This window comes from Embleya australiensis, from assembly GCF_051903075.1.
Lineage (GTDB): Bacteria > Actinomycetota > Actinomycetes > Streptomycetales > Streptomycetaceae > Embleya.
The window spans coordinates 4112880-4131567 of record NZ_CP182422.1; the positions used below are offsets into that span (position 1 = coordinate 4112880).

The window sequence follows — 18688 nt, forward strand, 5'->3', positions numbered from 1 at the left end:
AACGCCGCGCGGGGCCGCGGCGCGCCTCTCTCGGTCGGCTGTGACGTGGTCGGTATGGGTGACCCTGCCCGGATCGGCCCGCCGCCGGCCGCGCACGCGCGGACCCGGGGAAAACCGACCCTCGGCTCAGCGCCGGCGGAAGAGCAGATCCGCGACGCGATGGCCCTTGGCCAGCCCCTGCTGCTCGAAGCGGGTGACCGGCCGCCACTGCGGTCTGGGCGCGTATCCCTCGACGGTGTTGACCAGTTCGGGCTCGGCGGTGAGCACGTCCAGCATCCATTCCGCGTAGGGCGCCCAGTCGGTCGCGCAGTGCAGGATCCCGCCCGGGACCAGCCGGGAGGCGGCCAGCGCCGCGAACGAGGGCTGGATCAGCCGCCGCTTGTGGTGGCGGGTCTTGGGCCACGGGTCGGAGAAGAAGATCCGGATGCCGGCCAGGCAGGCGGGCGGCAACATGTCCCGGAGCAGTTCGATGGCATCGCCGTTGGCGACCCGTATGTTCGTCAGCCCGCGGCGCTCGGCGTCGTGCAGCAGGCTGCCCTGTCCCGGGGTGTGCACGTCGATCGCCAGCACGTTGGTGTCCGGATCGGCCTCGGCCATCGCCGCCGTGGTCTCGCCCATCCCGAAGCCGACCTCCAGCACGACCGGTCGGTCGTCACCGAACAGCTCGCCGAGGTCGAGCCGGCGGTCCGCGACGTCGAAGCCCCACCGCGCCCACAGCCGGTCCAGCGCGTCCCGCTGGGCGAGGGTGACCCGGCCGCGACGCGGGGTGAAGCTGCGCACCGTCGCCATGTGGCGCTCCGCCGGATCGATCGACGCGACGTCCGGGACGGTCGAGGCGCCGGGCAGAGGGGTTACGGGAAGAGGGGACATAAGACCAGGATTTTACAGACCGGGATTCGGCGGTGGCGGGGACGAGCGGCCGACGGTCGGCGGCACGTTCGGCATGGGCGGCGGGGCGGTCGCCGGCCGGGGTACACCCGATCCCGGCGCGGTCGCCGGCCCGGGCGCTCCCGAGCCCGACTGCGTCCCCCACGGCCCGGGCGGCGTCCCCCACGGCCCCGGCGGTCCGGGCGGCGGCGCCGGGCGCAGCCGGAACACCGCCCAGAAGCCGACCGAGACGAGGCAGAACGCGCCGAACACCCACACCGCCCGCATCCACATCTGCCGCGTCGCGCCGGTGGTGACCCCGGTCGGGTCGAGCAGGGTGAGCAGGAACAGGAACACCGCGACCGCGTACACCGCCGCCCAGGCCCACCGATTCCACCGCCAGATCAACTGCCCGTCCAGCCAGGTGATCGGCAGCAGGCCGAAGACCAGGCCGATCATCGCGGCGATGTAGATCTGGGTGAGCACGTTCTCCGCCAGCACCCAGCCGAAGGCCGGGGAGTCGTCGCCGGCCAGCACCCGCTCGACGGGGATCCGCCCCACCCACGCCGCCGCACCGAGGCCGGCCAGTGCCCACGCGCCGAGCGCGGTGGCCCGACCCTCCTCGCGCGCGGGCAGTTGCCGCAGCCCGGCGTGGGTGAAGGCCAGGAACAGGCCGTACACGTAACCCGGCACCAGATGCGCGGTCCGCGACACCGCCCCGAGCAGCACCGCGACCACCAGCGCGCCGGGGATCAGCTGCGGGAAGGCGCGGATGCGGGAGAGCCGGCGACGGTACAGCTCGGCCGGCCCCGAGTAGGCGAGCACGGTCAGCGGGACGGCGATCAGCATGGACAGCGCCAGCGCGTACGTGGCCCGGTCGAAGCCGATCGTCGGCTCGACCGCGACCGTGCACAGCGCGGACAACACGAGGAAGACGAGCACCTGGAGTCGGGGCGCACGCGGCATCGAGCGTGGTCGCGCCGCCCCCGGCCGCAGTCGGCGCCGGATCCGCAGCCGGTTCTCCTCGATCGTCTTGTTGAAGAGTTCGGCGGCGAACCCCACCAGCGGCAGGGCGAGCGCGGTGCCGGCGCCGGCCACCACCAGCGGGCCGGGGTGGTCGAGGAGGTCGCCGGGGGAGGGCAGGTCGAGGGCGGAGTCGGCGCGGTCGGCGGGGCGTGGCGCGAGGGCGTCCGCCGTGCGGGTGCCCGGGGGCACGGTGAACGCGAAGCGCACCGTGCCGTCGAGCCGTTCGGCGGTACAGCCGACCGTCAGTTCGGTCGGCCCCTCCGGGAGGTCGGCGGGCAGGGTCAGCTCGGCGTCGATCCGCCCGTCGGCGCCGACCGGCACCCGGGCCACGACCCGGTCGCCGCGCCGCAGCGCCACCTCGGCCGGCGCGCCGTCGATCGGGGCGGCGCAGCCGGTGAACCCGGCCCCGCTCGCCCGGATCCGGTCACCGTCGCCGGCGCGCGGGGCGGACAGGGTGAACGTGGCGGGGGCGAAGGCCACTTGGGCGTCGAGCGTCACGCCGGCGTCCACCACGCCGAACCGGGCGTCGTCGGAGAGGCAGGCCACCGAGAGCCGGTGGGTGCCCCGGGTGGGTGTCTGCGGGAGGTGCACCCGCAGTGCCCGGGTCTTGGTCGGCTCGGCGGGGGCGTAGAACGTGGTGACGAAGCGGCCGTCCCACCGGAGTGCGCCGTTGTGGTTGGCGGTGGCCGCGCCGCAGCGCAGGTCGGTCCAGACGGTGACCACCCGGTCGGGCCCGGCGTCGGCCGGTTCGACCACCAGGCGCCGGCTCGCCAGGTTCGCGGGCGGCGGACCCGGCGCGGGGAAGCCGTTCGGGTTGCCCTGCTCGCTCGCGGGATACTCGAACGTGGTCTGCGCCAGCGGCGGGGCGAACGGCTCCGCGCCCCGGTTCGTGCACAACGTCCGGAAGCCCTGGTTGCCGAGGTAGACCGGCGGGTCGAGGGTGAAGCGCACGGTGAAGCCGTGGTCGGGATCCAGCGGTACGTCCGCCGCGATCAGGCGGTCGGCGCCCTCGACGTTCGTGCGCAGCCGCGCGTCGAAGCCGATCAGGTCGATCCGCCCGGTGGGGCAGCCGGTGTGGCCGGTGCCCCGGACCGTCACCACGTCGCCCGGCCGCAGCGGCCCGCCGGGGGAGACGGTCAACCGCGCCCCCGGGGTGTCCGCGCGGGCCGGCGTCGCGCCGCCGAACAGCGGCGCGAACAGCGGTGCGCACAACAGCAGTACGACGCCCGCGAGCAGTGCGCGCAGGACTACGGGTCTCACGGCCAAGGCGGTTCCCCCGATCGGCAGGCCGGCGACCATGATCCACGGGCGACTACGGTTTGGCGAGTTCGCCCAGCCGTTCCGCGACACGCTTCGCGATCTCGTCGCCGATCGGCAACGAGGCGGTGGCCGCCGGGGAGGGCGCGTTCAACACGTGGACCGTGCGCCGGCCGCCGGTGATGAGGAAGTCGTCGACCAGCTCGCCGTCGGGCCGCACCGCCTGGGCGCGCACCCCGGCGGGCGCCCGGACCAGGTCGGCCGAGGTCACCTCGGGCAGCAGCCGCTGTACCTCGCGCACCATCGCCGGCTTGGCCACCGAGCGCAGCAACTCGCCCGCGCCGTAGCGCCAGTGCCGGCGGGCGATGTGCCACATGCCCGGGTAGGCGAGCGTCGCGGCCAGCTCGCCCGGCGCGATCCGGGCCCACGAGTAGCCCTCGCGGCGCAGTGCCAGGACCGCGTTCGGCCCGACGTGCACGTCGCCGTGGATGCCCCGGGTCAGGTGTACGCCCAGGAACGGGAAGGCGGGATCGGGCACGGGATAGACCAGGCCGCGCACCAGGCCGCGCCGGGAGGGCACCAGTTCGTGGTATTCGCCGCGGAAGGGCACGATCCGGACCGGCGGCGGGTCGCCGGCGAGGGCGGCGATCCGGTCGCTGTACAGCCCCGCGCAGTTGACCAGGACCCGGCCGCGCAGCTCGCCGAGGCGGGTCTGCACGACCACCTCGTCGGCGTGTACGGCGAGGTCGACCACCTCCGCGCCGGTGCGCAGCGAGACGCCGCGTTCGTGCAGCAGGCGGACCAGGGTTCGGCACACGTCGAAGTAGTCGACGATGCCGGTGGAGGCCACGTGCAGCCCGCCGACGGACAACACGTGCGGTTCGTGTTCGCGGACCTGCTCGGTGGTCAGCTCGGCGACCGGTACGCCGTTTGCCAGGCCGCGCTCGAACAGGGTGCGCAGGCGCGGGAGTTCATGCACGCTCGTGGCGACCACGAGCTTGCCCGGGACGTCGTGCGCGATGCTGTGCCGGATGCAGAAGTCGACCATCCGCCGGGCGCCCTCGACGGCGAAGCGGGCCTTGAGGCTGCCGGGGCGGTAGTACAGGCCGGAGTGGATCACGCCCGAGTTGCGGCCCGTCTGGTGGGCCGCCCACGAGGTCTCCTTCTCGACGACCGCGACGGTGCGCCCCGGGTCCTGTTCGGTGAGCGCGTAGGCGGTGGCGAGCCCGACGATGCCGCCGCCGATCACCACCACGTCATAGGTCAACGTCATCAGCACACCTCCGGCCTTCGACCCTAGACGGTCGCCGGCCGGCGGCGGGGCGGATGTGGGGACTCGGGGGTGGGCGCGGGGTGGGGTCAGCGGTTGCGGAGCCAGCGGGACGGGCTCCACCACGCGGTGGAGGTGGTCGGGGCGGTCGGGGGCGGGTCTGCGGCCGGGCCGGGCTCGGGTGCGGACTCGGGGGCCGGCTCGGCGGGGGCCGGGGGCGGCGGGTCGAGCGTGGGTGGCGTGGCGGCGGCCGGCTCCGGCCAGGGGGTGCCGCCGTGTACGGGCTGATCCGGGGTGAAGACGACCGGCAGCTCGGTCAGGCCGCGGATCCACGGGGATGCCTGCCAGGTCAGCTTGCGCGGCGGGACGGCCAAGCGGATGTCGGGCAGCCGGTCCAGGAGGGTGTCCACCGCGGTCTGCGCGATCAGCCGCGCGGGCCCCTGGAACGGGCACGTGTGCGGGCCGCCGCCCCAGGCCAGGTGCGCCCGGTTGCCGGTCAGCTCGGTGCCGGGCGGACGCACGGCGGGATCGGCGTTGGCGCCCGCCAGGCCCAGGACCAGGAAGTCGCCGGCGCGGATCGCGGTGCGGCCGAGCAGGGTGTCCTCGGTGGCCCAGCGGCCCGCCACGTTCTGCATCGGCGGGTCCAGCCACAACACCTCGTCGAGCGCCTCGTCGGTGGTTCGCCGGCCACCGGTGAGGGACGCGTGCAGCGTGTGGTCGGTGAGCAGGATGCGCAGCGCGTTGCCGATCCAGTTGACGGTGGGCTCGGTCGGGGTGATCACGAGCAGGTCCTCGATCACCTCGGCGTCGGTCAGCCCGGAGGGGTGCTCGATCAGCCAGGACGCGATGTCCGCGCCCGGCGTGACGCGCCTGGCCTCGACGAGGTCGGTCAGCATGCGCAGCAGGACCCGCTGATGTTCGGGTGCGTCCGGGCCGCCGTCGAAGAGTCCGTTGATCACCCGGACCAGGTGCGGTCCCTCCAGGGCGGACAGGCCGATCAACCGGCCCATCGCCAGCAGCGGCAACCGCTGCGCGTACTCCGTGAGCAGATCGGCCTCGCCCCGGGCGACGAACGTGTCGATCAGCGAGTCGGCCATGTGCTCGATCTCGCCGCGAAAGGCCCGCCGGTCGATGCGGCCGAGGCTGTGCGCGACGGCCGTGCTGTGCCGGCGGTGCTCGGCCCCGTCGGTGCACAGGATCGACGGGCGATACTCGACCATCGACGCGAGCGGCCAGTCGGCCGGGACCAGGCCCTTGATCCGGTCGCGCCACAACCGCGAGTCGTGCGAGAACAGCTCCGGGTCGCGCAGCACGGCCAGCGCCTCGGCGTAGCCCAGGACCAGCCACGCCCGCACGCCGCCCTCCAGCACGACCGGTGCCACCGCGCCGTGTTGTTCGCGCAACTCGCGGTACAGCCCGGCCGGGTCGGTCTCGAAGCGTGGGCCGGACAGGGCCACGTACGGGCAACCGGATCTCTCGGTCATCTCGGGACACACCCCGCTCCGCCGCTGCCGCGGCTGTCGCCGGCGCACATCGGCCCGCCCCCGGTAGGCGACCCGCCTTCTACGGCCCGGAACCATATCGTGCCCGTCGCCGATTGCCACCGGGTCGAATCGGGCGGGAACGGCCTTTTCCCGCAAGGGAGTCGGTGCTCGAGGGCGGCCGTGCGCGGCCGGCCGGGCCGGGCGTCGCGGATATTGGTCACGGGCGCGTCCGCGATGGCGTACAGTTGGGTTCACCGACGCGGGGTGGAGCAGCTCGGTAGCTCGCTGGGCTCATAACCCAGAGGTCGCAGGTTCAAATCCTGTCCCCGCTACTTGGATCGCAGGCCCGACATGAAAATGTCGGGCCTGCGGCGTTTTTTGGGAACGGATCCACCACCGTCGGGTCAGGCGGTGATGCCGGCGACCAAGCGCGCGCGGTCGGTGAAGTCCTTGACCGCTCGGACGTCGGCGTAGGGCTTGAGGCCGACCAGCAGGTTGTTGAGGTAGGCCGCGTTGCGGGACGAGTGCACGCGGTCGGCGATCTCCAGCGCCTGCCGGCCCGCCGCGCACGCCGCCTCGACCTCGCCCGCGCGCAACTCGGCCTGGGCGCCCACCGCGAGCCGCAACCCGTGCGAGCGCTGGTACGCCTCGCCGCGCAGCCCGGCCAGCGCCTGCACGGTGAAGTGCCGGGTGCGCTCGGGCACGCCGAGGTCGCGGTAACACTCGGCGCCGTCGGCGCACAGCCGGTCCCAGGTGAAGAAGTCGATCCACTCCGGGTCGTCGTCGCCGGAGCGGGCCCGCTCCAGGTGCGCCTCGGCCGCGTTCAGCGCCCGCCCGCACCCGGCCGCGTCGCCCCCGCGAGCGTGCGCGCGGGCCTCGACCAGGTGCAGGAAACCGGTCACCCGCGAGGTCGCGATGCCTTTGTTGCGCTCGATGGCGGCCTGGGCCAGGTCGACCGCGATGTCGGGGTTGCCGCGATACGTGGCCTGCAGGCTCATCGAGGCCAGTACGTACCCGCCCAGCGGCACGTCGGCCGCCGCCCGGGCCAGCCGCAGCGCCTGGATGTAGTAGCGCTGCGCCACCTCGTGCTGCCCGGTGTCGAACGCCATCCACCCCGCCAGCCGGGACAGTTCGGCCGTCGCGCCGAACAGCCGACGGCCCACGTCGTCGTGGTAGCTCCCGCGCAGCAGCGGCGTGGCGTCGCAGCGCAGGCACTCCGGCACCATCGACGCCCGCCAGTCGCCGCCCCCGTACTTGCTGTCCCAGCGGCGGGCCTCCTCGGCCGCCTCGCGCAGCTTGGTCACGTCGCTGTGTCCGACGTGCGGGCCGCCTCCGCGATGCTCGGCGCGGGCGTCGGCCGGGGTGATCAACCACCGGGCCATGGGGGTGCCGTAGGCGGTGACGGCGAACGTCCCGGCCAGCAACTCGCGTCGATTCACGTGGTCGTGCCTCCACAGGTCGGTGGCGGTGCGAACTGCCTCCCCGACATCGCGTGGGAAGGCCAGGCCGAGATCGGGATCCACCGGCCGACTGTCGTCGAGGCCGATCTCCTCCAGCGGCACCGGGCGGCCGAGCCGCTCCGCGAGCACGGCCGCGATCAGGTGCGGCACCGGGCCCTGCGGAGTCATGCCCTTGCCGACCCAGCGGGCCACGGAGGTCTTGTCGTAGCGGAGGGACAGGCCGCGCCGGGCGCCCAGGTCGTTGACCCGGCGGGCGAGTCCGGCGTTGCTGACCCCGGCGACGCCGAGCAGGTCGCCGAGTCGGCCGTTGGGCCCGCGTTCGCGCGAGACCCGGGGACGGGTGTCGACGGGATCGGAGGTCGCGGGTCGCGACGCCGGGGAATCGAGGAGGGGTCTCACGCCGGCGCCCGCCGGGGAATCGCCGAAGGAGTCGTCGGCCCCGGCCCCGACGCCTCCGCCTACCACCCCCGGATCCGGGACCTCCCGGTCCTCGAGGCCGGAGCCCGAACGCCCCGACTGATCCTGCTTGGGACTGCCGCGCATAGTTTGCCCCCAAAGGCAACCCTCCGTCCGCCTCAGCGTAACCGGACCGGCCACCCTCGGTAAGGGAGATATTCGCCAATCCGGGGAGTCGTCCGAGGTGTTGCCCCCGACCCGGCCCTCCGGGCCGCCCGCGGGGCAACCCTCGGCCAAGCAATCACCAAGCCGGGGAGTCAATCATTGACAGACCGTACTTGACGACACGTCAGTACGCAGGCACGGTCAAAAGGAACCATGCGCCGGGTGCGTGTCCCCGTGCGCCGTCGAATGCGCTCTACTCAGGCTTGCCTAACCTTGGTTCCATGGAACCGTCGGAACCTGTACGGCCGGCATCCATGGTGGGTTTGCGCGGTGCCGTTTACCCGAAGGGGGTCGAGATGCGCTGGTTCGCAGGGACGTCCGAGAGCCCGGGCGTGGCCCGGCCGACCGGGGCCAGGACGCTGTGGGATGGCTCCGATCCGCTGTGGCTGGTGGGCAATTGGCCCGCCGACGAGGTACGGGTGGTCAGTCGGGGCAGGTGGCAGATGGCCGTGCTCGGCGTCTGCGGCGCCACCGACGCCGAACTCGAGGTCGGCCTCGCGGTGGCCCGCGGTGGGGCGCTGCGGCACCTGACCGGCTGGGCGGGCAGCTACCACGTGGTGCTGCGCGCCGGTCGGCGTACCGTGGTGCTGGGCGATCTCGCCGGTGTCCGCCAGGTGTTCCACGCCGACCCGGGCGACGGCGTGGTCTACGCCTCGCACGCGCTCCCGCTCGCCGACCTGACCCGGGCGGGCCTGGACACCGAGGCGTTCGCGGCCCGCCTCGCCTGCCCCGATGTGCCCGAACTGGTCGCAGGGCGCTCGATGTTCACCGGCGTGAGCCGGCTGGAACCAGGCCATGCGCTCGAACTCACCCACGGCGTGCCCCGGGTGCGGCTCTACGAACAACACCGCTCTCCCCTGGACTTCCCCGGCGCGGCCGACGCGCTCGGGCGCGCGCTCACCGACGCGGTGGGTCGGCGCGTGGCCAAATCCGAGCGGCCGGGCGCCGATCTGTCCGGCGGGCGCGACTCCGCGGTGCTCGCGCTGCTCGGCGCGCGCTCGCTCACCAAGGGCACCGCGCGCGACCTGGTCGCGGTCACCTGGGCCGAGCCGTGCGCCCCCGGCGACCCGGCCTCGGCGGCCGACATCGTGGCCCGCTCGGCGCGGTTGCGCCACCTGGTGATCCCGGGCGGGGTGGACCACCTGCCCTACACCGGACTCGCCGACGTGCTCGACGGCACGGTGATGCCCGACGAGCCCGGCTTCTCGCTGATCGGGATGGCCCGAACCGGCCGCACCCTGGAGGCCGTTCGCGACGCCGGCATCGACATGCACATCACCGGGTACGGCGGCGACGCCGTACTGGGCACCCCGCTCGCCTACCTGGCCGACCTCGCGATGGACCGCCGCCGCGTCACCACCGCCCGGCACGCCCGCACCTGGGGGCGCAACCTGGGGATGAGCGGCTTCGAGTTGGCGAGTACCGCGAGTCGGGTCGCCCGCACCACCTTCCCCCAGGCACTCGACCGGCTCGCCGAGGTGTTCGCGGGCTCGGGTCGGGTGGACACGGGGCCGGCCGCCGCCATCGCGTGGTGCACCGCGGCCCCCACGGCGGTCTGGACGACGCCGGAGATGCGCCACCGCCTCGCCGTATCGCTGCGTCGGCTCGCGGGCGAGTCGGTGGTCTCGGCCGGATCCGTAGTCGCCGCGGATCCGGCTGTCCATGGCCGTCCGGGGGACCGCGCCGCATGGGTCGCGGTCCGCCGGGCGGCCGAACGGCAACGGGCCTACCAGCAACTCGCCGAGCGGGTCGGGGTGCGGGTCCAGGCGCCGTACCTGGACACCGCCGTGGTGCGCGCCGGACTCGCGCTGCCGGCCTGGGCGCGGGATCGGGACGACGGCCCCAGGGCACTGCTCACCGCGGCCGTACATGGGCTGATCCCCCCGCACGCGCTCGGCACCGTGCACCGCGCGGACTACACCGAGGCCGAACGACGCGGACTGCGCATCAACGCACGCACGCTACGGGATCTGTTCGCCGACCCACTGCTCGGCGAACTGGGCGTACTGAACCCGGTCGAAGTCCGAAACGCCCTCGACCTGGCCATCGGCGGCCCCAGCCTGGCCAAGGGCGACCAGGCCGTACGCCCCGACCTACCCCTGGGCCCACTAGCCGACATCGTCTCGGCCGAGTTGTGGCTACGCGGCGTCTGGGAGGGCCGAGTAATGCGGTGGGACGCCACGCCCAGTTCCGCCCCAGGCATCCGAATCGCCGCCGCAGTGGCGTGACGCCATCGGGCCCGGCCGGCCTCAAGCGCCGGCCGGGCTGTTCCGCCTCAAACGCCGGCGAGGCTCTTTGGCCTCAAGCGCCGGCCGGGCTGTTTCGCCTCAAACGCCGGCGAGGCTCTTTGGCCTCAAGCGCCGGCCGGGCTGTTTCGCCTCAAACGCCGGCGAGGCTGCCTGGCCTCAAACGCCGGCCGGGCTGTCGGGACCAGGGTGGCGGAGCGCAGTCCGGCTCCGTCCCAGCCACCAGGCAGCCCGCCCAGCACAGGAGGCGCCTCAGGCCGGCCGTCACCGGAGTCCGCCCGAACCCACCGACAGCGCGAGGCGCCCCAACCGCGTCGCCAGGCGAGCACAAATCAGCCTCGCCGGCGTTTGAGGCGAAACAGCCCGGCCGGCGCTTGAGGCCAAGCAGCCTCGCCGGCGTTTGAGGCGAAGCAGCCCGGCCGGCGCTTGAGGCCAAAACCCCGGTCAACCCAACGGGAACTCGCACCAGACCGTCTTGCCCTCGTCCGTCAACCGACTCCCCCACGACTTCGCGATCGTCGCCACAATCGCCACGCCCCGCCCGCTCTCGTCATCGGCCGCCGCCCGCCGCCGCCGCGGCACGTGGTCGTCCGCGTCGGACACCTCGACGATCAACCGCCGATCCGTGCGCCGAAGGCGCAACCGCATCGGGGCCGCGCCATGTGTGAGCGCGTTCGCCACGAACTCGCTCACCGCCAGCACCCCCAGCTCGCGCAGCTCCTCGCCCACCTGCCAACTCGCCAGCACCCCGGACGTGAACGCCCGCCCCCGCGCGGCCACCTCACTGCCCCCGAGCAGATCGAGCGACGCGGTCCGGAACAACCGCGCCTGCGCCCCCTCCCGCCGCGGCAGCTGCAGCACCAGCATGGCCATGTCGTCGTCGTGCTCCTCGGGCAACTGCATGTGCGCGATCAGATGATCGCGCACCGCCTCCGGCTCGCCCACCGAGGACAGCAGCGCGGCGCCGAGCGTGTCGATGCCCTCGTCCAAGTCCTCGCCCCGACGCTCGACCAGGCCGTCGGTGTACAGCACCACCGTCGAGCCCGGATCCAGGGTGATCCGTCCCGAGGTGTGCGGCCAACTCGCCCCGGTGCCCAGCGGCGGCCCGTTGGCGTCGTCCAGCTTGTGGATCACGTCGTCACCGTCGCGCACCAGCGGCGGCAGATGGCCCGCCGTGGAGTAGGTCAGCACGCCCTCGCCCGGGTCGTAGACCGCATAGGCGCAGGTGGCGATCTGGGTGGCGTCGATCTCCATCGCGGTCTCGTCCAGCAACTGCAGGATCTCGTGCGGCGGCAGATCCAGACGCGCGTACGCCCGCACCGCCGTGCGCAGTTGGCCCATCACCGCCGCCGCCCGCACCCCGCGACCCATCACGTCGCCGATCACCAGCGCGGTACGCCCCGCACCCAGGGTGATCACGTCGTACCAGTCGCCGCCCACCGCCGCGTCCGTGCCGCCGGGCAGGTACTTCGCGGCCACGATCAGGTCGTCGGGGTTCTCCAACCGCTGCGGCAGCAGGCTCCGCTGCAGGGTGACCGCGGCCTGCCGGTGTCGCCGCTCGCTCTCCCGCAACCGGTCGGTGGCCTGGACCTGGTCGGTGACGTCGACCGCGAACACCAGCACACCGCGCGTATCCCCGCCCCGCCCGGCCGCCTCGGGGCGCACCGGCGTGCAGACGAACGTGTAGTAGCCGTGCCTGCGCTCGCTCTCCGGCATACCCGGATACGTCTCGCCGCGGTGATCCACCCGTCGCGCCCGCACCGTACGCCCGCGCCCGGTCCGATAGACCTGGTCCATCAGGGTCAGCAGCCCGTGCTCGGCGAGTTCGGGCAGCGCGTCCCGCGCCGGCACCCCCGACCTGCGCGCGCCGAAGACCGCCCGGTAGGCGTCGTTGACGTAACACAGCTCGTGGTTCGCCCCCCGGGTGACCGCGATCAGCGCGGGCGCGTGGGCCAGCACGTCGCGCAGCGGGAAGGTGTCGTTCGATTCCTGGCTGCGTGCCGCCGGCACCGAGCGCCGCCGGTCACCGGCCAGCCGGGCGCCCCACCGAGTGATGTTCAACCGCTCGCTTCCTGGAGAGTTCGTTCACGCAAAGCGCATGGAGATATACCGCAGGTGACATCCCCAGTGTGGGCGAAAGTCGGCCGTGAGGGAATCACGTCCCGTGACCGGGCCCCCGTTCGGGGTACCGCAGCGGTGCGCTGTGGCAATGTACGGGACCCGGTCGCGACACACTCAACCCTCGGACAACACGGCAGCCTACGAGCCGCGCGGTCGCACGTGCCTACCCGGTGCGCCTGCGGTCGCCTCGGGTGGCGTACTCGAATTCGGCGCGCGGGTGCTCGATCGACCCCAGCGAGACGATCTCGCGCCGGAACATCAGGGACAGTGTCCATTCCGCCATGATGCGCATCTTGCGGTTCACCGTGGGCACCCGGCTGAGGTGGTAGGTGCGGTGCATGAACCAGGCCGGCAGGCCCTTGGTCTTGATCCCGTAGACCTGCGCGACACCCTTGTGCAGCCCGAGGGACGCGACCGAGCCGGCGTACTTGTGCCGATACTGCCGCTGCGGTTGGCGGCGCAGCCTGGCCACGATGTTGTCGGCCAACACCCGCGCCTGGCGCACCGCGTGCTGCGCACTGGGTCCGGTGAACTCCTCGCCCGGCTTGGTCAGGTCGGGCACCGCCGCGCAGTCGCCCGCGGTCCACACCCCCGGTACACCGTCCACCTCCAGCGTCGCCCGGGCCCGGAGCCGGCCCTTGTCGTCCAGCGGCAGATCGGTGGAGAGCAACATCGGGCTGGGCTTGACGCCCGCGGTCCACACCAGCGTGCTCGCGTCGAGTTCGGTGCCGTCGGAGAGCACCACGTGCCTGTTCACCGCCGACTCCAGGCGGGTGTTCAGGCGTACGTCGATGCCGCGTCGGCGCAATTCGGCAACCGTGTACCGGCCCATGTCCTCGCCGACTTCCGGCAGGATCCGGGGAGATGCCTCGACCAGGATCCAGCGCATGTCGGCGGGGGTGATGTTGTGGTAGTAGCGGCAGGCGTAGCGCGCCATGTCCTCCAACTCCGCCAGCGCCTCGACGCCCGCGTAGCCGCCGCCGACGAAGACGAAGGTCAGCGCGTGGTCGCGGATCGACGGGTCGCGGGTCGAGGAGGCGGTGTCCAACTGCTCCAGCACGTGGTTGCGCAGCGCGATGGCCTCCTCCACGGTCTTGAAGCCGATGCCCCACTCGGCCAGACCGGGGATGGGCAGCGTGCGCGCCACCGAGCCGGGCGCGACCACGAGCAGGTCGTAGGGCTCGGCGTAGGTCTCCCCGCCGAGCAGTTCGACGGTCGCGGTCTTGTTCGCGTGGTCGACGTGCTCGACGGTCCCGGTGACGATCCGGCACTTGGGCAGCACCGACCGGAGGGGGACGACCACGTGTCGCGGCGAGATGGCGCCGGCCGCGGCCTCCGGGAGGAAGGGCTGGTAGGTCATGTAGGACTGCGGTTCGACGACGGTTACCGTCGCCTCTCCCGTTTTGAGTTTTCGTTGCAGGCGCAGAGCGGTGTACAGGCCGACATAGCCGCCGCCGACGATCAGGATGCGCTCGGGCCGAGTCGAGGTCGTCATGCGTCCCACTCTGCCCCTTTCCGGGGGACGCATCCAGGTGTTCGACGGGTTTCCACCGTCCGTACTGGTGGTGACGAGACGTCAGCGTTCAGCGATATCTTCACAACCGTGCTGTCGGATTCCGCTTCTGGGCCGGGGTCGGTTCGGGTAGTCTCGACGCCCTGGGCAAAGCGGGGTCTGGTGGGGGAATCGACACACTTGCCTTCCGGGGGAGACGCTATGAGCGGCGCTTCGCGCACGCGGACCACCAAGATGCAGGACACCGGAGCCGACGGCATCGGAGGTCGGCACACAACGACGATTCCATCGGCACGCAAGCCGCAGCGCAGCAGGCCGGCCGAGCCGTCACCACAGCTGCGCACCGACGCCCGGCGCAATCTGGAGCAGGTGCTGCGCGCCGCCCGTGAGGTGTTCGGCGAGTTGGGCTACGACGCTCCGATGGAGGAGATAGCCCGCCGCGCCGGCGTGGGGGTGGGCACCATCTACCGCCGCTTCACCGGCAAGGAGGCACTGGTCCAGCGGATCATGATCGCCGAGACCAACCGGCTGACGGCCGAGGCGGTGAACGCGCTGGACGAGGAACCCGACGCGTGGTCCGCCCTGGCCCGCTACTTACGTCGCGCGGTCGGCTCTGGTGCCGGCCGATTGTTCCCCGCGCTCAGCGGGCGGGTCCCGGTCACCGAGGAAATGAGCACTTCCCGCGCCGAACTCAACGACGCGGTGGGCATGTTGGTCGACCGGGCCAAGGCCGGCGGCCTGCTCCGGGCCGATGTGTCCGACGCCGACATCTCGCTGATGATGTCGTGTCTGCTGCCTCCGTCGGGGCTGCCGCATCCACAACGGTTGACCATCGCCGGTCGTTATCTGGAGATCCTGCTCGACGGGCTGCACGCGGGGCATTCCTCGCCGCTGCCCGGAAAACCGTTCACGCAGGACGAGTTGGACACGTTGTTCCTGAGTTGAGGCGGGGTCGGACCGTCACTCGGCGCCGCCGCCACCGCACACCGCCGCCGCCACCACCGACCGTACAGAGCCTCAGCCGCGCACCACGAGGACCGGGCACGCGGCATGGTGTACCACCGCCGTGCTGACCGAACCGAGCAGCAGGCGGGCGAATCCGCCGGAGCCGCGTGAGCCCACCACGACCAGTTCGTGGCGTTCGGACATGCCGAGCAATACCTCGGTCGCCGTACCCGCGTGGACCTGGATCACCGTGCGGCCGCGAAACGTGTGTTCGCGCTCGCCGTTCACCTCGCTCACCGTGGCCTCGGTCCGGATCCGCAGTTCGGTGAGCGCCCGTTCCAGGTCCTCCTGGTAGTGCGGGCCGGGCGCCATCACCACGTAGCCGGGCGTCGCGGGCTGCGCGGTCACCACGTAGAGCGGCAGTTCGCGCAGTTCGGCCTCGGTCATCGCCCAGTCCAGCGCCCGCCGGGACGGTTCCGATCCGTCCACGCCGACCACGACGCCCTTCGGCTCAGCGTCGGTCATGGGCCCTCCTCGTCCACCGGAACCGGATGTGGAGGGCCCAATACCACCGGGACGTCGCGCGCTCACTTCCACACCGGAATGCCACCCGGACGGCGGGGTGCGTGCGCCGGGCGGACACACACGCACGTCGACGCGGCGCGAGCGGTGGGCAGGGCCCGGGCCGGTCCGGACGCCGGCCGGCCATGGCACGGGCAGGCTCGGGCGTGCGTCGTTTCGGCGCGGGGGCGGACCGGCGCGGGCGCGGGTGGGCACGGTGCCGGTCGGCTCGGGCGTGCGTCGTTTCGGCGCTGGCGCGGGTGGCCTTGCATCGGCAGGCTCGGGCATCGAGCGGTTCGGGTGTTGGGTGGTGCGGGCGCTGGCAGCAGGCTCGGGCGTCAGCGGTTCGAGCGCGCTTCGTCGGGAGCGGGGCTCGGGTGGCCGGGGCCGATCAACTCGGGTACCAGGCAACGACGACGCCGGCAGGCTCGGGCGCCCGGTGCCCGGTATCCAGCAGGCTCGGGGGCCCGGTGCCCGGCGGGTCAGGCGGTGGCCAGAATCTCCTTTGCCCGCTCCGCGAGAGCCCGCAGGCCGTCGGGGGTGAAGCGGCCGGATGTGTCCTGGTCGCCCATCGCGCCGGCCGTGTAGCGGTCGAGCACGCCGGCGAGGATGCAGGCCAGCCGCCAGCACGCGAACGCCTGGTACCAGCGGATGTGGCTCAGGTCCCGACCGGTGGCCGCCGCATAGCGCGCGGCGAACGCGGCCCGGTCGACGAACCCCTCGCTCGCGGTGCCGTCCGCCGGCAGCAGCGTGCCGTCCTCGCCCGCCTCGACCCAGTACATGAGCGTGGTGCCGACGTCGGCGAGCGGGTCGCCGAGCGTGCACAACTCCCAGTCCAGGACCGCGCGCACGGTGCCGTCGGGGCCCAGAATCACGTTGTCCAGCCGGAAGTCGCCGTGCACGATCGTCGCGCCCTGCTGCTCCGGTACGGACGCCGCGAGGGCCCGGTGCACCTCGTCGATGGTGTCCATCCCCGGCACCCGGGTGGCCTCCCACTGGCGCTGCCAGCGCCGCAGTTGGCGGCCGATGTAGTCCTCGCGGCGCCCGAGTTCGCTCAGGCCCACCGCGTCCACGTCCACCGCGTGGATCGCGGCCAGCACGTCCGCCAGTTGTTCCCCCGCCCGCCTGCGGGCCTGCGGGGTGAGCAGCCGGTTCGCGTCCTCGGCGCTGCGGATCACGTGCCCGTCGACGAAGTCCATCACGAAGAACGGCGCGCCGTTGACCGCGTCATCCGCGCAGTACCCGAGCACCGGCGGCACCGGCACATCGGTGCGCCCCGCCCCGAGCGCGGCCAGGATCCGGTACTCGCGGCCCATGTCGTGCGCGGTTGCCAGCACATGCCCGAGCGGTGGCCGCCGCAACACCCACCGCCGCGCGTCGGCGTCGGCGACCACGTAGGTCAGGTTCGACCGCCCGCCCAGCACCAACTCGAAGCCGAGCGGCGGCCGCACGGCCGTACGCTCCGCGAGCCAGGTCGTGATCGCCTCGGGGCGCAGCGCCTCGGACGGGGAACTCTGCGGCATGGTGGGACTCTCCGCTTCGGTGCTGCTCGGGGTCAAGGTGGTGCGGCCGGCGGGCCGCGGTGCGTCAGATGCCGAGGGAACGACCGATGATCTCCTTCATGATCTCGTTGGTCCCGCCGTAGATCGACTGCACGCGGGTGTCGACGAACGCCTTGGCGACCGGGTATTCGAGCATGTAGCCGTAGCCGCCGTGCAGTTGGAGGCAGCGGTCGACCACCCGGCTCTGCAGCGCGGTGGTCCACCACTTGGCCTTCGAGGCCGCCACGGCGTCCAGTTCGCCGGCGATGTGCTTCATGATGCAGTCGTCGAGATAGGTCCGGGCGATATCCAACTCCGTGTCCATCTCGGCGAGTTCGAACCGCGTGTTCTGGAACGAGCCGATCGAACGGCCGAACGCGGTACGGGACTTGACGTATTCGAGGGTGTGCGCGAACACCCTTTCGGCGCCCGCCACCGCCGTGCACGCGATGCCCAACCGCTCCTGGGGCAGGTTGTGCATCAGGTGGTAGAAGCCGCGGTTCTCCTCGCCGAGGAGGTTGGCCACCGGGACCCGGACGTCGGAGAAGAACAACTCGGCGGTGTCCTGCGCCTTCATCCCGATCTTCTCCAGGTTGCGCCCGCGCTCGAAGCCGGGCATGCCCCGCTCGACCACGATCAGACTGATCCCCTTGCTGCCCTTGGCCGCGGGGTCGGTCTTGGCGACCACGATCACCAGGTCGGCGTTGATCCCGTTGGTGATGAAGGTCTTGGCGCCGTTGAGGACGTAGTGGTCACCGTCCCGCCGTGCCGTGGTGCGCACCCCCTGGAGGTCGCTGCCCGCGCCGGGTTCGGTCATCGCGATCGCGGTGATGATCTCGCCCGAGCAAAAGCCCGGGAGCCAGCGCTGCTTCTGCTCGTCGGTGGCGAGGTCGTTCAGGTACGGCGCGACCACCTCGTTGTGCAGCCCGAAGCCCACCCCCGAGGCGCCCACCCGGATCAGTTCCTCGGACGCGATGGCCAGATAGCGGAAATCGGCCACCCCGCCGCCGCCGAAGCGCTCGTCCACATCGATCCCGAGCAGCCCCTGCTTGCCGGCCTTCAGCCAGAGCGAGCGATCGACGATCCCGTCCTTCTCCCACTGATCGTGGAAGGGCACGACTTCGCGCTGAAAAAACTCCCGAACGCTCTCCCGAAAGGCGATGTGCTCGGGTTCGAGGTGCCGGTCCCTCATGTGTCCACTCCCCCTGCGGTCCCAGGACGGACCACGCCGGTTCGAACATTCCTACCGGTCGGTAGGTTCCACGTGCACGCATGCTAGGCGCGCACACGAGGGTGATCAACCCTTCGGGTCCTTCGGCTCCGAGGGAGCTGTCTCGGGAACAGCCAAATCCCACCGTCACGGGCGTACGGCGTCGGCCCTCGCCACCCGGTCCCCGGACAGGTCGCGGGGCGGCGGAAGCGCTCGCACGTGGCGGCGTGAAGGCGCGGGTGGCGGCTTGCGCGCAGATCGTCGGGCCGATCCGCAGCGTCTACAGGTGGGACGGGCGGGTGCAGGACGACCCCGAATATCAAGTGTGGTTCAAGGCGCCGGCCGACCGCTTCGAGGACATCCGGGACTACATCCTGGGCGCGCACACGTACGACACGCCCGAGGTCATTCAGCTGCCCATCACCGCCGGATCGGCGGCGTATCCGGCATGGCTGACCGACGAAACCAAACCCCGCCCGAGATCCCGAAGTTCCGCGCGGAACCGAGCGGACCGGCCGAGTGATGCGTCTTCGGTGTCTCGATCACCCACTGGATTCGTCGGGTGA

General features: G+C 72.4%; 13 protein-coding genes and 1 tRNA gene. 4 read left to right on the forward strand and 10 right to left on the reverse strand.

What is annotated here, in order from left to right; all coding sequences use genetic code 11:
- Positions 1 to 126: 126 nt before the first annotated feature.
- The 4 genes from trmB to ACMXN5_RS17785 form a co-directional block, all read right to left on the reverse strand.
- The gene (gene trmB / locus ACMXN5_RS17770) at positions 127 to 870 is read right to left on the reverse strand and encodes a tRNA (guanosine(46)-N7)-methyltransferase TrmB (RefSeq protein ID WP_439676092.1); all 744 of its coding nucleotides are present in this window, start codon (positions 868 to 870) and stop codon (positions 127 to 129) included.
- Between the two features lie 12 nt (positions 871 to 882).
- Positions 883 to 3153 (reverse strand): FGLLP motif-containing membrane protein, encoded by a 2271-nt coding sequence (locus tag ACMXN5_RS17775; protein ID WP_439676093.1) that lies wholly within the window; start codon positions 3151 to 3153, stop codon positions 883 to 885.
- Positions 3154 to 3205: 52 nt separating this feature from the next.
- Positions 3206 to 4423 (reverse strand): L-2-hydroxyglutarate oxidase, encoded by a 1218-nt coding sequence (gene lhgO / locus ACMXN5_RS17780; protein ID WP_395796856.1) that lies wholly within the window; start codon positions 4421 to 4423, stop codon positions 3206 to 3208.
- An 86-nt stretch (positions 4424 to 4509) separates the two neighbouring features.
- Positions 4510 to 5904 carry a cytochrome P450 gene (locus tag ACMXN5_RS17785; RefSeq protein ID WP_439676094.1) on the reverse strand — a complete coding sequence of 465 codons (1395 nt, stop codon included), beginning with the start codon at positions 5902 to 5904 and terminating at the stop codon, positions 4510 to 4512.
- 258 nt (positions 5905 to 6162) lie between these two features.
- Between ACMXN5_RS17785 and ACMXN5_RS17790 the strand changes: the two genes are divergently transcribed.
- Positions 6163 to 6236: transfer RNA gene (locus ACMXN5_RS17790), tRNA-Met, on the forward strand.
- Positions 6237 to 6308: 72 nt separating this feature from the next.
- On the opposite strand, the gene ACMXN5_RS17795 is transcribed toward ACMXN5_RS17790, so the two are convergent.
- Entirely contained in the window at positions 6309 to 7655 is a 1347-nt protein-coding gene (locus tag ACMXN5_RS17795) for an MFS transporter (protein WP_439678031.1), read from the reverse strand.
- Between the two features lie 626 nt (positions 7656 to 8281).
- Between ACMXN5_RS17795 and ACMXN5_RS17800 the strand changes: the two genes are divergently transcribed.
- Positions 8282 to 10213, forward strand: coding sequence for an asparagine synthase-related protein (locus ACMXN5_RS17800; protein WP_439676095.1), 1932 nt, complete (start codon positions 8282 to 8284; stop codon positions 10211 to 10213).
- A gap of 462 nt (positions 10214 to 10675) precedes the next feature.
- Here ACMXN5_RS17800 and ACMXN5_RS17805 read toward each other — a convergent pair whose 3' ends face one another.
- Together ACMXN5_RS17805 and ACMXN5_RS17810 are read right to left on the reverse strand one after the other, a co-directional pair.
- Positions 10676 to 12292 carry a SpoIIE family protein phosphatase gene (locus ACMXN5_RS17805; RefSeq protein WP_439676096.1) on the reverse strand — a complete coding sequence of 539 codons (1617 nt, stop codon included), beginning with the start codon at positions 12290 to 12292 and terminating at the stop codon, positions 10676 to 10678.
- 223 nt (positions 12293 to 12515) lie between these two features.
- Complete coding sequence (locus ACMXN5_RS17810; RefSeq protein WP_380008648.1) at positions 12516 to 13847, reverse strand: NAD(P)/FAD-dependent oxidoreductase; 1332 nt, start codon at positions 13845 to 13847, stop codon at positions 12516 to 12518.
- A gap of 219 nt (positions 13848 to 14066) precedes the next feature.
- Here ACMXN5_RS17810 and ACMXN5_RS17815 point away from each other — a divergent pair, with 219 nt between their 5' ends.
- Complete coding sequence (locus ACMXN5_RS17815) at positions 14067 to 14810, forward strand: TetR/AcrR family transcriptional regulator (protein ID WP_235618601.1); 744 nt, start codon at positions 14067 to 14069, stop codon at positions 14808 to 14810.
- Between the two features lie 72 nt (positions 14811 to 14882).
- Here ACMXN5_RS17815 and ACMXN5_RS17820 read toward each other — a convergent pair whose 3' ends face one another.
- The 3 genes from ACMXN5_RS17820 to ACMXN5_RS17830 all read right to left on the reverse strand — a co-directional run bounded on the left by ACMXN5_RS17820 (position 14883) and on the right by ACMXN5_RS17830 (position 18104).
- Positions 14883 to 15335: a universal stress protein gene (locus tag ACMXN5_RS17820; RefSeq protein WP_439676097.1), complete on the reverse strand. Its 453-nt coding sequence runs from the start codon at positions 15333 to 15335 to the stop codon at positions 14883 to 14885.
- A gap of 518 nt (positions 15336 to 15853) precedes the next feature.
- Positions 15854 to 16894, reverse strand: a complete 1041-nt coding sequence (locus tag ACMXN5_RS17825; RefSeq protein ID WP_439676098.1) for a phosphotransferase family protein — start codon at positions 16892 to 16894, stop codon at positions 15854 to 15856.
- A 64-nt stretch (positions 16895 to 16958) separates the two neighbouring features.
- A complete protein-coding gene (locus ACMXN5_RS17830; protein ID WP_439676099.1) occupies positions 16959 to 18104 on the reverse strand; it encodes an acyl-CoA dehydrogenase family protein in 1146 nt (381 codons plus the stop codon).
- Between the two features lie 80 nt (positions 18105 to 18184).
- Between ACMXN5_RS17830 and cutA the strand changes: the two genes are divergently transcribed.
- The gene (cutA, locus tag ACMXN5_RS17835) at positions 18185 to 18688 is read left to right on the forward strand and encodes a divalent-cation tolerance protein CutA (protein WP_439676100.1); all 504 of its coding nucleotides are present in this window, start codon (positions 18185 to 18187) and stop codon (positions 18686 to 18688) included.